The organism is Ichthyenterobacterium magnum (genome assembly GCF_003610635.1).
GTDB lineage: Bacteria > Bacteroidota > Bacteroidia > Flavobacteriales > Flavobacteriaceae > Ichthyenterobacterium > Ichthyenterobacterium magnum.
The window spans coordinates 385362-400555 of record NZ_RAQJ01000003.1 but is presented as its reverse complement, the minus strand read 5'-3'; the positions used below and the strand labels follow the sequence as shown (position 1 = coordinate 400555).

The window sequence follows — 15194 nt, the reverse complement described above, 5'->3', positions numbered from 1 at the left end:
TTATTTTAAAGTATGTTCTTTTTGGTTGTATATTTTTTTATTTGAAATCATATTATTAATGGTTTCAGCTACTTCATAAAAATTATTAAGTTTCTCGTCAGATATGTTTTCGCGAATTGTATTATTAAAGGTTAATACACGGTCTCTAGAATATTCTCTTTTTTCTCTACCAAAATCTGTTAGAAATATAAGTACACCACGACCATCTTCTGGATTTGGTTTACGAACTATTAATCCTTTTTCTTCCATCATTTTTAAGGTACGAGATAAGCTTGTGGCTTCCATTCCCATTTTTGGTCCTAATGATGTTGAAGGTGTTCCGTTTTCTGGATCAATACTTAATAAAGCAAAGCCTGTAGCCATTGTGGTACCAAATTGCGCAGCTTCTTCGTTGTACATTTTGTTAACGGCTAACCATGTGGTTCTTAATACGTAATCTATGGTTTTATCCTTCATAAAAAAGTTTTGAAAACCAAATATACAAAAAAATACTATGCATGCATAGTATTTTTAAAAAATTAAGAAATGTGATATAAGCTTAGAGATTAATCTCTATAAATTTTTTCATAAAGATCTTTGTATATTTCTCTTATGATTTTACGCTTCATTTTCATAGTAGGAGTTAGGTGACCACCATCTATAGTCCAAGCTTCTGGCGTAAGTTCAAAACGTTTAATTTGTTCCCATTTTCCAAATTTTGAGTTGCATATATCAACTTCTTTTTGGATGCGTTTTATGATAATGTCTGAATTAGCAATTTCTACTTCTGTAGTGCCAACGTTTTTAGATTTGCGATTAATCCAATCAATTATAAATTCAAAATTTGGTTGAATTATTGCTGCTGGCATTTTTTCGCCTTCGCCAACAACCATAACTTGTTCTATAAATCGAGATTGTTTTAATTGATTTTCTATTAGCGTTGGAATCACATATTTTCCTCCAGAGGTTTTAAACATTTCTTTTTTACGACCAGTAATTTTTAAGAACCCTTCTGGGCAAATTTCACCTTTATCACCTGTGTGAAAATAATCGTTTTTTATTACTTCTTCAGTTTTTGCATTATCCTTATAATAGCCTAGCATTACATTAGGACCTTTAACTAAAATCTCACCGTCTTCGGCTATTTTAACTTCTACACCATCAATAATCCTACCAACAGTCCCTATTCTAAATCCATTATTGTTTTGGTCATTAACAGAAATAACGGGAGAGGTTTCTGTTAACCCATAACCTTCCATAATGGGCATTCCGGCTGCAGCGAAAACACGTGTTAATCTTGGTTGTAAAGCTGCACTTCCTGATACCATAATTTTTAAATTACCACCTAATGCAGCTTGCCATTTACTAAAAATAAGTTTTCGAGCCAGTTTTAATTGTGTTTCGTACCACCAACCATTTTTTCCATAGGGCTCATATTTTAAACCTAAGTCTATTGCCCAGAAAAATAACTTATGTTTAATACCAGTTAAGTCTGCGCCTTTTGCATAAATTTTGTCGTAAATTTTTTCGTATAATCTTGGAACAGCTGTCATGACATCTGGCTTAATATCAATAGCATTGTCACTAATCTTATCTATAGCTTCGGCAAAATAAATTTCTACACCACAATATTGATATAGATACAATATCATACGTTCAAAAATATGGCAAATAGGTAAAAAGCTTAATCCTTTAGATTGCCCTTTGTGTAAGGGTACACGTTTTTCACTACTTAAAACATTTGATACAATATTTTTATGCGAAAGCATCACACCTTTTGGTCGTCCTGTAGTTCCAGAGGTATAAATTAAAGTTGCTAAATCATCTGGTTTTACTGCGTCTTTTCTTGCCTCTACTTCTAGTTGATTTGAAGTGTCTTTTCCTAATTCTAAAACCTCATTCCAATTGTTCTCATCTGAAATATCATCAAAAGTATATATGTTTTTAAGTTTGGTGTTGCCTTTTATTTGATTTAGCTTTTCTAAAATTGATGCATCAGATACAAAACAATATGTAGATTCCGAATGATTTAAAACATACTCATAATCTTCTTTAGAAATGGTTGGATAAATAGGTACGTTTTGAGCACCAGTTTGTAGAATACCAATATCCATAATATTCCATTCAGTTCTATTTGTAGTAGAAATAACTGCAATTTTATCATTAGGTTGTACACCCAACCTTAATAAGCCTCGACTTATTGCATTGGCTTTATCAATATATTCTTGTGTTGAAATTGAAACCCATTTGTCGCCATATTTTGTTGTTAAGGCTTTTTCTAAATTATAAGTTTTAAGCTGATATTGAGGGAATTCGAAAAGTCTAGTTATCTCTGCCATTAATTTGTATCGTTAGTAGTCTTGCAAATTAAGGAAAATAGAATGATTTTTAAAGTGAGAACATAAAAAAGAGTTATAACTAAATATAACTCTTTTAAATTTTTAAATATTAGCTTAATAGATAGTTCTAACTAACAAGCATAACAAAACAAATTCTAATAATTAATGTGCTTTATCTTGATTTTTTTCAATCCATAATCTCGCATTTACAAATGCTTCTAACCAAGGCGAAACTTCATCTTGTCGTCCTGTTGGATAGTTTGCCCAATTCCATTGGAATGTTGAACGCTCAATATGAGGCATGGTTACTAGATGACGGCCTGTTTTATCACACATCATGGCGGTGTTATAATCTGAACCATTTGGATTATGAGGATAGCCATCATAACTGTATTTTGCACAGATACTATATTTGCCTTCAGTATAAGGTAAGTCAAATTTTCCTTCGCCATGAGAAATCCAAACACCTAAAGTTGTTCCTGCTAAGGTTGATAGCATAACAGAATTATTTTTTTGAATTTTTACAGAAGTAAATGCACTTTCGTGTTTGCCAGAATTGTTATACGTTAACTTTCCATGTGTTTCATGTTCAGGATTTACCAAACCTAATTCCATCCACAATTGCGCACCATTACAAATACCAACAGATAAGGTGTTTTCTCTTTTAAAGAATTTCTTTAAGGCTATATTTGCTTTTTTATTGTATTTAAATGCGCCAGCCCAACCTTTAGCTGAACCTAAAACGTCTGAATTACTAAAACCACCAACAGCTCCAATAAACTGTATATCTTCAAGGGTTTCACGACCAGAAATTAGATCGGTCATGTGTACATCTTTTACATCAAAACCTGCGAGATACATGGCGTTTGCCATTTCACGTTCAGAATTAGAACCTTTTTCTCGGATAATTGCTGCTTTTGGCTTCTCGATATTATTTTTTTTCGAAAAATCACTCGAAGTGGCATCTTTTATTTTGCCTGTAAAATGACTTGGGAATGTAAATTGTAAAGGCTGCTTTTTATAATTTTCAAAACGTACATCTGCTAAACCATTTGCAGTTTGTTTGCGGTCTAGTAGAAGTGAGGTTTTGTACCACATGTCTCTCAATCGTGAAACTGTCATGGTAAACACTTCAGTATTATTAATGACACTCAATACATCAGAAGAAGTAACTTTTCCGATATTATGGAAATCGATATTAGCTTTAGAAAGTGCTGTTTCTATTGAAGCGTCTTTAGATTGAAAAACGATTCCTGAATTTTCAGCAAATAATACCTTAAAAGAATCTTTTTGGTTTAATGCAGTAATATCTAATTCTGCGCCAAGATTGTTATCGGCAAAACAGAGTTCTAGCAAGGTTGTAATTAATCCGCCAGAAGCCACATCATGTCCTGCTACAATTTGATCGTCTTTAATTAAGTCTTGAATGGTATTGAACACTGTTTTTACATAATCAGCAGATTTAACTGTTGGTGTGTTGCTTCCTATTTTATTATTAATCTGTGCAAACGAACTGCCGCCTAGTTTAAAATCATCTTGAGACAAATTGATATAATAGATGTCTCCTTGATTCTTTTTGAAAACGGGTTCAACCACTTTAGAAATAGCATTACAATTTGCGGCTGCAGAAATAATAACCGTGCCTGGCGAAATAACATCACCATCAGGATATTTTTGTTTCATTGACAAGGAGTCTTTTCCTGTTGGCACATTGATGCCTAAATCAATTGAAAACTCCGAAATGGCTTTTACGGCTTCGTATAAACGTGCATCTTCGCCTTCGTTTTTACATGGCCACATCCAGTTGGCGGATAGTGAAATGCTTTTTAAATTATCTTTTAGAGGCGCCCAAATAATATTGGTTAACGCTTCTGTTATAGAATTGCGACTACCAGCAACTGGGTCAATTAAACCGGAAATAGGTGAATGACCAATTGACGTGGCGATTCCTTCTTTGCCTTTATAATCTAAAGCCATGACACCTACATTATTAAGAGGCAATTGTAATGGGCCAACACATTGTTGCTTGGCTACTTTGCCACCTACACAACGGTCTACTTTATTTGTTAACCAGTCTTTACATGCAACAGCTTCCAATTGAAGGACTTGGTCTAAATAGTCGTAAAATTTATCTGTATTGTAGGAGATTCCACCATAATAACGTTCTACAGTTTTGTCGATCATTATGGTTTTAGGAGAACTTCCAAACATGTCTTCCATAGCTAAATCCATAGGTTTGTCGCCTTTGGTTTTAGACTCAAATGTAAATCGGTCGTCACCAGTAACATCGCCAACGGTGTATATCGGAGAACGTTCGCGTTGAGCAATTTTGTTTAAGGTGTCAATATGTTTTTCAGCAATTACTAATCCCATACGTTCTTGAGATTCGTTACCAATTATTTCTTTAGCCGAAAGTGTTGGATCGCCAACAGGAAGCGCATCTAAATCTATTTTTCCGCCAGTATCTTCAACCAATTCTGATAAACAATTTAGATGTCCACCAGCACCATGATCGTGAATAGAAACAATGAAATTTTCATTGCTCTCAACCATACCACGAACTGCATTTGCAGCACGTTTTTGCATTTCTGGGTTAGAACGTTGTACTGCATTTAACTCAATACCTGAAGCAAATTCACCAGTGTCAGCAGAGGAAACTGCTGCGCCTCCCATACCAATACGGTAATTTTCACCACCAAGAATTACGACTTTATCGCCTTCTTTTGGAGTGTCTTTTAGTGCTTGGTCGGCTTTACCATAGCCAATGCCTCCGGCTTGCATGATGACTTTGTCATAGCCTAATTGTCGACCATCTTGCTCATGTTCAAAAGTTAAAACTGAACCACAAATAAGAGGTTGCCCAAATTTGTTTCCGAAGTCTGAAGCACCGTTAGAGGCTTTAATTAAAATATCGATAGGTGTTTGGTAGAGCCAATCACGAGCTTTAAATTTTTGTTCCCATGATCTATCTTTTTCTAGTCGCGAATAAGATGTCATATAAACAGCAGTTCCAGCCAATGGTAATGATCCTTTTCCTCCAGCTAATCTATCCCGAATTTCACCTCCAGAACCTGTTGCAGCCCCATTAAAAGGCTCAACAGTTGTAGGAAAATTATGTGTTTCTGCTTTTAAAGAAATTACAGATTCAAACTCTTCAGTTGTATAATAATCTGGAACATCTGCACGTTTTGGCGCAAATTGCTCAACTTTAGGGCCTTTTATAAACGCTACATTGTCTTTATAAGCAGAAACAATATCATTAGGATTTTGTTTCGATGTTTCCTTAATCATTTTAAAAAGGGATGTTTCCTTTTCTTCGCCATCAATAACAAAAGTGCCATTGAAAATCTTATGCCTACAATGTTCACTATTCACTTGAGAAAAACCAAATACCTCAGAATCCGTCAATGGTCGATTAATTTTTTTAGAGACACCTTCAAGATATGCGACTTCTTCGTTACTTAAAGCTAAGCCTTCTTGTTGGTTGTAAGCTGCAATGTCTTCAATATTTAAAATAGGTTTTGGCTCAATATTGATTGTAAATGAGTCTTGCTGTAATCCATTATACTTTTCAGAAATCATTGGGTCATAATCTTTGAAGTCTTTAGAAGTTACTTTAAATTCTTCAATACGAATGATGCTATCAATTCCCATATTCTGGGTGATTTCTACCGCATTAGTACTCCATGGTGTTATCATTGCTGCGCGAGGACCAACAAAAAAAGCATCGAGTGATGCTTGTTCTAATTTTGGTTGGTTGCCAAAAAGCCATGTCAGTTTTGAGATGGTTTCAGTTGATAATTCTTTTGTTGCTTGAACAGCAAATACCTTGCTGTTTTGGTTTCCGAAGAAATGAATCATTATGTCTTAGTTTGTGTTGTTTTTTACAAAGCACAAATTTACATTTTTTAGTTGTATTTAATATTAAATTTGACTTGTAAAATTATGAGTTATTCACGCCTTATTAACTATAAAAAAAGCGACCCTAAGACCGCTTTTTATAATTATTATGTTTATTGTTTAGTTTTTTATAAACTTTCTAGTTATAGTATTATGACCTTGTGTTAGCTTGATGATATAAATACCTTGACTTAGTTGCCTAGTGTTTAAAGTATCTGAGCTTGTAATTGTTTTTGAAATTACTTTTTTGCCTAATATATTAAAAACGTTTACGGATGTTTCTAGTTGAGAATTTAAAGCGATATGTAAATTGTTTTTTACTGGGTTTGGATAAAGTTTTACAGATTCTAATTTAAACTCGTTTGTACTTAATGCTGTATAACATGTCCATGATAAATCATCAATAGCAACACGAGCACTTCCTGAGTCATTATCTTGAATAACAAGATTAATATTTCCTTCTACGTTTATTCCAGTAATTGTTGTGGTTTCTTCTGTTGCATTATAAGGGATGGTTCCAACTAAAACAGTGTTTATTAAAACATCAAATGTACCATCGGATCCAGTAAATTTTCTTTGTGTTGTAACGGTTAAATTTCCTATTCCTCCAGCTACTGTTGGTGAAGTTAGAGTTCCGTTAGATGAGTTTCTACAATCTATAGTAATCGCTTTTCCAGTAATGGTTTCATCAACTCTTCCTCTTGTTGCATTCCAAGTACCATTGGTTCCAGTCCACATTCTGTCTGCATAACCTGAAGGATTATCTGTTGGGATATTTGTAAAATCTTCATTTGCACAGTCAGTAGTACCTGATCCATTGTTAGTGGTCATTTCACAAGATTGATTACTAAAACCAGACTCGTTTCCAGCAGTATCTTTTGCTTTTATAGTGAAACAATAATTGGTGTCTGGTAATAAGCCTGTAGCTGTTGCTGATGATGGATTTGTTGTATTGAAAGCAAAAATAGAATTAATATAAATATCGTAAGAAGCAACGCCAATGTTATCTGTAGAAGCTGTCCAGTTTAAATCTATAGTAAAATCTGTTGGGCTAGAAGCTATTAAATTTGTTGGATCTGTTGGTGCTTCAGTATCTGGTGTTGGATTCCAAATCATATTTGCATATTCTGGATGATCAACAAAAGGATTTGCATTGCCTTGAAATGCATATGCAGCATTATTTCTGTCACGTTCTCTTTGATCTACTGGGTCTATATTATAATGCCAATCTAGTAACATATCAATAGCCCAAGGGAAAAACACTTCATCTTCAGTTCCGTTAAACATATCAAAACTTGTATAACCGTCTACAGTATTTTGATAACGTGTAGCAAAATAGAGTAATGCTCTAGCAATATCTCCTTTAAATTCATCAATAGGTTCGAACATAGTTCCAGAATAACCATTAATGTCACTTGATCCTCTTTTTGATCCATTCATTGATGTCCAATTAGCGGATGCTACTTCTCCAAAAGGTAAAGAGCCTCTAAAGTTATTTACACGACAGTCTGTAGGGATTACATGATGTATATCACTTTGCATTGGAAAATTACTACCAAAAGATGATTGAGGTACTAAATGTTCACGATTGTAACAATCACCTTCTTCTGTTTGATTTCCACCTGAATCTGTAACATGTGTAAAATTATAAGGATCATTTGTAGGAGCGTTAGGCATACCTTCATCAGGAGTGTCATTAGCAGGATTCTCAGGATTCTCAGAATACATGTCTAAAACAGTACCATCGTTTTCATAAATATGTCCACTAGAAACATCAACATCTGAGTGTGTGTCTACATAGCCTTGTGAACCACTTATACCTGAGCCATCATATAATTGGTCATATGATCTAGAAATGTGGCCTTGACTTGTAATATCTCTTAATTCTGTTTTTAAAGCAAAACCAGAAAGCCCATTAGCACTATCATAATAACCTGCTGGGATTTGCGCAGATGCGTTAATAGTAAATAGTAAAATAAGTAGTAAGTAACTGTTTTTCATAATTTAATTTTTCTTTTCTAACAATGCCATATAAAATCCATCAAACCCAGATTTGTGTGATAGTACTTTTTTGTCTTTTACAAAAGTAAAATCTTTATTTGAGTCTAAGAAATTTTTAACTTGGTCTTGGTTTTCAGAAGGTAAAATAGAGCAAGTAGCATAAACCAATTTTCCTCCAGGTTTTACCATTCTAGAATATGTGCTTAAAATCTCTGACTGTGTTTTTTTAATGTTTTCAATAAACTCTGGTTGTAGTTTCCATTTAGCGTCAGGATTACGTCTTAAAACACCTAAACCAGAGCATGGCGCATCTATAAGTACGCGGTCTGCTTTATCGTATAATTTCTTAATCACTTTTGTTGATTCAATAGGGCGTGTTTCTATATTAAAAGCACCTGCACGTTTTGCGCGACGTTTAAGTTCGTTTAGCTTATTGGCATAAATATCTAGCGCAATTATTTGCCCTTTATTTTCCATTAAAGATGCTAAGTGTAGCGTTTTTCCTCCAGCTCCTGCGCAAGTATCAATAACTTTCATTCCTGGTTTAACATCTAAAAAGTCTGCTACTAATTGTGAAGATGCGTCTTGAACTTCGAAACCACCATTTTTGAAAGCATCTGTAACAAATACATTTGCACGCTCTTTTAATTTTAAAGCGTATGGATAATCTTTGATTTCTTCGGTATCTAAATCGAGATCAAACAATTCTGATTTTAATTTTTCTTTTGTTGTTTTTAGTGTATTAACACGTAAAACTACTTCGGCTTGTTTGTTAAGAGCTGCAATTTCTTTTGACCACAAATCATTCCCTAATTCTTTTTCGCATAAATCATCCATCCAATCTGGAACAGATTCACGAAATTTTCTAATTTTTAGAAGTTCATCAAAACGTCCTTTGATTTTACGTTGAGGTGTGTTTTCAAAATACGACCAATCTGGAAGTTTTATGCCTTTAAGTGTTGCCCAAACTGCAAATATTCTCCAAATCTCATCTCTGCTAAAAGGTTCTTTTACGTTTGCAATTTCTGCATACAGGCGTTTCCAACGTACAATATCATAAGTGGTTTCTGCAACAAAACCTCTATCACGACTTCCCCAGCGTTTATCACGTTTTAAAAGTTGTTGTACTACTTTATCTGCATAAGCTCCTTCGTTAAAGATTTGTAATAAACCATCAACAGTAGCAAAGCATAAATTTCTATGTAATCGCATATATTCAGTGTTCAGTGTTCAGTGTTCAGTGTTCAGTGTTCAGTGAATCTTAGTATTTTGATAACTGCCAACTGTGACTAAAACTACCGAAGCATAAAAGCATGCAAAGATACGCTTAATTGGTCAATTAATTTTATCTAAATTTGATTAGTAAAAATAATTTTTGAGCAGAGGAAGCTAGTTTATTTTTTAAACTTAAATTTTAAGGCTTATTTTTTCTAAACTGCTCTTTTCTCTTTTTCATTTCTTCAAACATTCTTTTATTAAATGCATCTTCTGTTGCCTTTAATAAGATTATTTTTTTTGCTGGAAGTACTTTTAATAAATCTTTAATCTGATTTGTTTGGATGCTATGACGTTTGTTTTCTAAACTAATTAAACTATTTACTAAATCATTAGCTTCTTTGTCTGATATGGTTTCTATGTCTAAACCTCTTCTTAACTCTCGAGATTCTTTTCTTAAGCTTTCTCGTTGTGTTTCAAAAGCGTTATAAACTGGCCAGAATTGTTCTGCTTCTTCTGTTGTTAAATCTAAACGTTCAGTTATAAATGCAATTTTTAAGGCTTTAATGTGTTTACCTCTTTTTTGTTTTTGAGAGAAACTATTAAATGAAATTGCTAAAAAAAGTAGTGTTATAATTATTTTTTTCATCTGTTTATAATTAATGTCTTTTATCGGTCATATGTAACATTCATTTGGTCATTTTCTTGTGCATTTAAAATTTAATTATGAATGTTTCATGTGTTAATGTTCATTATCTTTTTATGGTCACATGGAACACCTTTTATTAACATTCCGTTGTGTGATTAAAATTAATTATGGGCGTTTCATTATTCTATAATTAAGTCTTCAATAGACGTGTTTTCTAATAGATAATCCTCTAAAGAATCATCTGAAATTATTGTATGTGTTAGGTTGCTTGAGTTTAATTCGTTTTCAGTAAATAATGAAGCCAATTCTAAACTTGTATAATCTTCTTGAGATAAGTAATCTTCTATTGTAGTTATTTCTAGAGTATCAAAACTTAGCTGTTCTGAAGTGTTAAAAACAGTATTAAACATTAATACCAATGCTGCTGCTACTGCTGAGGCATAAGCTATTTTTTCCCAAGGAAATAGTGTAACAACCTTAGTTTCTTTTTCTGTATTAAGTGCTTTTAAAACTTTATCGTCAAAAGAAACAAAGTAATCTTCAGGCATATTAAAACCATGATTTTTAATTGTGTCTAAATGGTTGCTGTCATTTAGCTTATTAAAAAGGGTTTCATCAAAAGATTTAAAATAATCTTCTGGTGTTTTAAACCCTGTTGTGTTTATTGTATTTAATTTTTTATTTTTCATTTCACTACTTTGACTAAAGTACACACAAATGGTTTAATTTGATGCTAAATAGGTTTCAATTTTTTTAACTGCTATATGGTATGATGCTTTAAGCGCACCTTCACTTGTGTCTAATATTTCTGACATATCTTTATATTTTATGTCGTCAAAATATTTCATATTAAAAACCAATTGTTGTTTTTGTGGTAAGCTAGAAATGGCTTTTTGTAATTTTATTTGAATCTCATCACCATCAAAGTATACATCAGATTTTAAATTGTTTATAGCATGTGCTTGTAATTCTTCATTTGTAATATTTAAACGTTTTGCATTTTTATTTAAATGTGTAATAGATTCATTTGTTGCTATACGATACATCCATGAAAATAATTTACTTTCTCCTTTAAAGTTATGAATACTTTTATACACTTTTATGAATGTATTTTGTAGCACATCATCGGCATCATCATGAGATTTGACTATTTTTCTAATATGCCAATACAGACGTTCCTTATAAAGCGCAAGTAATTCTTTAAAAGCTTGTTCTCTAGTTTGACTTGATTTTAACCTTTGTATTAAATCGGTATCGTTGTTCACAAAACGTTTTTTATTAAGACTGTTGAAATTAGTAAAAGTTTAATTAAAAAAGTTTAATTTTTTAAAAAATTGATAATCAATTAGTTGGTTAAAAAAACATCGATTAAACGCATAATAAATCGCTGAATTACATATTTTTTTTGGTTTGTACAAATATTTATTATAAGTTTACACCAGCCAAAACCTACTTATATTGCCAGTTTCCCCAAACCTGGTGATAGGAACGAAAAGGACATAACGAGAGTTATGTCCTTTTCTTATAAAATATATTTGAGTTGTTATTCAAAGCTTTGCATATCTACAAGCTTACTATAAACACCGTTTTTAGAAAGTAGCTCGTTGTGAGTTCCTTGTTCTACAATTTCGCCTTTTTGCATAACGATTATTTCGTCTGCATTTTGTATTGTAGATAAGCGATGTGCAATAACTATTGATGTTCTATTTTTCATCATGTTTTCTAGAGCAACTTGCACCAAACGTTCGCTTTCTGTATCTAAAGCTGATGTTGCTTCATCGAGAATCATAATTGGAGGATTTTTTAATACTGCTCGAGCAATACTAAGTCGTTGTTTTTGTCCGCCAGAAAGTTTTCCTCCAGCATCACCAATGTTTGTATTTATTTCGTTAGGTAAATTTTTAACAAATTCCCAAGCATTGGCAATTTTAAGTGCTTCAATTACTTCTTCATCTGATGCATCTTCCTTACCAAGCAAGATGTTGTTTTTTACAGTATCATTAAAAAGTATTGAATCTTGGGTTACTAAGCCCATTAAATCTCTTAGAGAGTGTTTTGTTAATGTTCTTATATCTTGATTGTCTACTGTTATACTGCCTTCATTTACATCATAAAAACGTGTGACCAAATTGGCTATTGTAGATTTTCCACTTCCAGATTGACCAACTAATGCGATACTTTTTCCTTTAGAAACTTTAATTGAAAAGTTTTTGAGTACTAAATCATCTTCATATTTAAATGATACATTGTTTAAAGCGATAGCCTCAGTAAAATCTTTTTTTGTGATTGCATCAGGACTATCTATTAAAGGTGAAGCTGTATGTAATATTTCAAGAACACGATCGGCTGAAGCATTACCTGCTTTTACTCTGTAGCTTGCTTTACTAATTGCTTTTGCTGGTGTTAAAATATTATAAGCAAGAGCCATGTAGGTTATAAACTCATCTGGAGTTAATATTTTATCTACTAAAACCATTCGTCCACCGTATAATAGTATTACTGCTATAACTCCAATACCTAGAAACTCACTAGTTGGCGAAGCTAAGTTTTGTCTGTGCGCTAATCCATTAGCATAATTATAGAGTCTATTTGTAGATTTTTTAAATGTTGAAGTAAAACGAGACTCTGCATTAAAGCCTTTAATTACTTTAAGTCCGTTAAGTGTTTCATCTAATACAGAAAGAAAAATACCATTTTCATCTTGTACTTTTTTAGAGTGTTTTTTTAAACTCTTTCCTACCCAAGAAATAATTAAACCAGATATAGGAATAAAAATAAAAACAAATAATGTAAGCTTTAAGCTAATAGTAAACATCACTATTATTGTAAAAATAATAGTTAGTGGTTCTCTTACTAACAACTCTAAAATGGCTAATAGTGAATTTTGAATTTCATTAACATCTGCAGAAATACGTGCGATGATATCTCCTTTTCGTTTTTCGGAAAAATAGGATAGAGGCAGTTCTACGGTTTTTTGGTATAGTTCGTTTCTTATATCTTTTAGAATACCATTTCTTAAATAAGCTAAAAAGAAATTAGAAAAGTAACCAGCTGCATTTTTAAGAAGGAAAGTCGTTAGAACAATGCATATCATTAAAATTAAAACACTGTATTGGCCATCTGCTTCAATTTTTTGAGTGATAAAATAGTTTAATGAATCTTCTAAATAAGCACCATATTCTAAAATGCCATCATAGTTTTCTTTTAGAGGCTTAGCAGCTATTGGCTCTGCTGTTTTTAATAAAACTTTAAGCATTGGCATTAATGATACAAAGGAAAGTGTACCAAATAAGGCGTAAAGAATATTAAAAAAGATATTTAAAAACGCATATCTTTTATATGGAATTATAAATCTAGAAAGTTTCTTTAAATAATCCATTAGTTAATTTTCAAATCGTTTATAATCGCATCAATTTTTGATTCGAGTTGGTTTTCAGTCTTAGTAAATTGAGCAGCAGATTCTAATGTGGTATTTACACTTATATAGAATTTTATTTTTGGTTCTGTTCCACTTGGTCTAAGTGCAATTTTACTGCCATCTTCTGTATAATAAATAAGAACATTAGATTTAGGAATCTCAATATTATTTTCTTCTCCTGTAACTAAATTTTTTGCTTTGGAAAGTTGATAGTCTTCAATTAAAACAACCTTAGAACCATTAACTTCTTTTAGAGGATTTTCTCTAGCATCAATCATCATTTGCTTAATTTCTCTTGCGCCTTCAATTCCTTTTTTAGTCATTGAAACAAGACGTTCTTTATAAAAGCCATGCTCAACATATAATTGAATTAATTCTTTGTAAAAAGAACTGCCATTTGCTTTTGCTTGAGCAGCTATTTCACAAGCTAAAAGTGTAGCAGTTACTGCATCTTTATCACGCACAAAGTCACCAACCATAAAACCAAAACTTTCCTCACCACCACCAATAAAATCAAGTTCTGGAAAGTCTTTAATCATTTTAGCAATCCATTTAAAACCAGTTAAACCAATTTTGCATTCGGTATTATAAGCATTTGCTAATTGGGTCATCATTGGCGTAGAAACAATTGTAGAACCGATGAATTCCTTGCCTTTAATTCTACCTTCATTTTGCCATTGCTTTAATAAAAACTCGGTCATTACAACCATGGTTTGGTTTCCGTTAAGCAATTTCATGTTTCCGTCTAAGTCACGTATGGCAATACCAACACGATCACTATCTGGATCTGTACCAATAACAATATCTCCATCTACTTTTTCTGCAAGCTCTAAAGCCATTTTTAAAGCTTCTGGCTCTTCAGGATTCGGCGATTTTACTGTTGGGAAATCTCCATTAGGTTCACGTTGCTCTTCAACAATATGCACATTATTATAACCTGCACGTTTTAAAGTTTCTGGAATAGTAGTAATAGATGTACCATGAAGTGAAGTGAAAACAATATTTAAATTATTTTTAGCTTCATCTGATGTATTAAAACTTCCATTTTTTACTGAAGCATTGATAAATACATCATCCACATCTTGGCCTATATATTCAATCAAACTTTCGTTGGCTTCAAATTTAATTTCTGAATAATCTAAGCGATTAATTTCTGCAATAATTGCTGTATCTTGTGGCGGAACTAATTGTCCACCATCTTGCCAATATACTTTGTAACCATTGTATTCTGGCGGATTGTGAGATGCTGTAAGTACAATGCCGCAGTGACATCCCAAATGTTTTAAAGCAAAAGAAAGCTCTGGTGTTGGGCGCAAATCTTCAAATAAATACACTTGAATATTATTTGCAGAAAACACATCTGCAACCACTTTTGCTAATGTTTTGCTATTATGCCTGCAATCAAAAGCTATAGCTACTTTAAGAGCTTCATCAGGAAATGATTGCTTAAGATAATTACTTAAACCTTGTGTGTTTTTTCCTAATGTAAATTTATTAATTCGGTTGGTTCCAATTCCCATAATACCACGCATTCCGCCAGTACCGAATTCTAAATCTTTATAAAAGCTATCTTCTAACTGTTTAGAGTTTGTAGCAATTAAATTTTGTATATAGTCTTGAGTTTCTTTATCAAAAGTTGGTGTTAACCAAGTGTTTACTCGTTGTAAAAGTTGAGGTTCAATATAAATCATGT

General features: G+C 32.5%; 10 protein-coding genes. All 10 read right to left on the bottom strand.

All coding sequences use genetic code 11. The annotated features are described in order from the left end of the window. Entirely contained in the window at nt 1-456 is a 456-nt protein-coding gene (locus tag BXY80_RS10070) for a MarR family winged helix-turn-helix transcriptional regulator (protein ID WP_120201525.1), read from the bottom strand. An 89-nt stretch (nt 457-545) separates the two neighbouring features. Beyond that, nucleotides 546-2318: an AMP-dependent synthetase/ligase gene (locus tag BXY80_RS10065; protein WP_120201523.1), complete on the bottom strand. Its 1773-nt coding sequence runs from the start codon at nt 2316-2318 to the stop codon at nt 546-548. Between the two features lie 162 nt (nt 2319-2480). Beyond that, nucleotides 2481-6179 carry a phosphoribosylformylglycinamidine synthase gene (purL, locus tag BXY80_RS10060; RefSeq protein WP_120201521.1) on the bottom strand — a complete coding sequence of 1233 codons (3699 nt, stop codon included), beginning with the start codon at nt 6177-6179 and terminating at the stop codon, nt 2481-2483. Between the two features lie 159 nt (nt 6180-6338). Next, the gene (locus BXY80_RS10055; RefSeq protein ID WP_120201519.1) at nt 6339-8219 is read right to left on the bottom strand and encodes an endonuclease; all 1881 of its coding nucleotides are present in this window, start codon (nt 8217-8219) and stop codon (nt 6339-6341) included. A gap of 3 nt (nt 8220-8222) precedes the next feature. Further along, nucleotides 8223-9431 (bottom strand): RsmB/NOP family class I SAM-dependent RNA methyltransferase, encoded by a 1209-nt coding sequence (locus BXY80_RS10050; protein WP_120201518.1) that lies wholly within the window; start codon nt 9429-9431, stop codon nt 8223-8225. Nucleotides 9432-9633: 202 nt separating this feature from the next. After that, complete coding sequence (locus BXY80_RS10045) at nt 9634-10083, bottom strand: sensor of ECF-type sigma factor (protein WP_120201516.1); 450 nt, start codon at nt 10081-10083, stop codon at nt 9634-9636. Nucleotides 10084-10262: 179 nt separating this feature from the next. Continuing rightward, nucleotides 10263-10772: a hypothetical protein gene (locus tag BXY80_RS10040; protein WP_120201514.1), complete on the bottom strand. Its 510-nt coding sequence runs from the start codon at nt 10770-10772 to the stop codon at nt 10263-10265. A 33-nt stretch (nt 10773-10805) separates the two neighbouring features. Next, a complete protein-coding gene (locus tag BXY80_RS10035; protein ID WP_120201512.1) occupies nt 10806-11348 on the bottom strand; it encodes an RNA polymerase sigma factor in 543 nt (180 codons plus the stop codon). Nucleotides 11349-11626: 278 nt separating this feature from the next. Then, entirely contained in the window at nt 11627-13462 is a 1836-nt protein-coding gene (locus BXY80_RS10030; RefSeq protein ID WP_120201510.1) for an ABC transporter ATP-binding protein, read from the bottom strand. Further along, nucleotides 13462-15192, bottom strand: coding sequence for a phospho-sugar mutase (locus BXY80_RS10025; RefSeq protein ID WP_211328348.1), 1731 nt, complete (start codon nt 15190-15192; stop codon nt 13462-13464). The genes BXY80_RS10030 and BXY80_RS10025 overlap by 1 nt, the downstream gene beginning before the upstream one ends. Between the last annotated feature and the right edge of the window lie 2 nt (nt 15193-15194).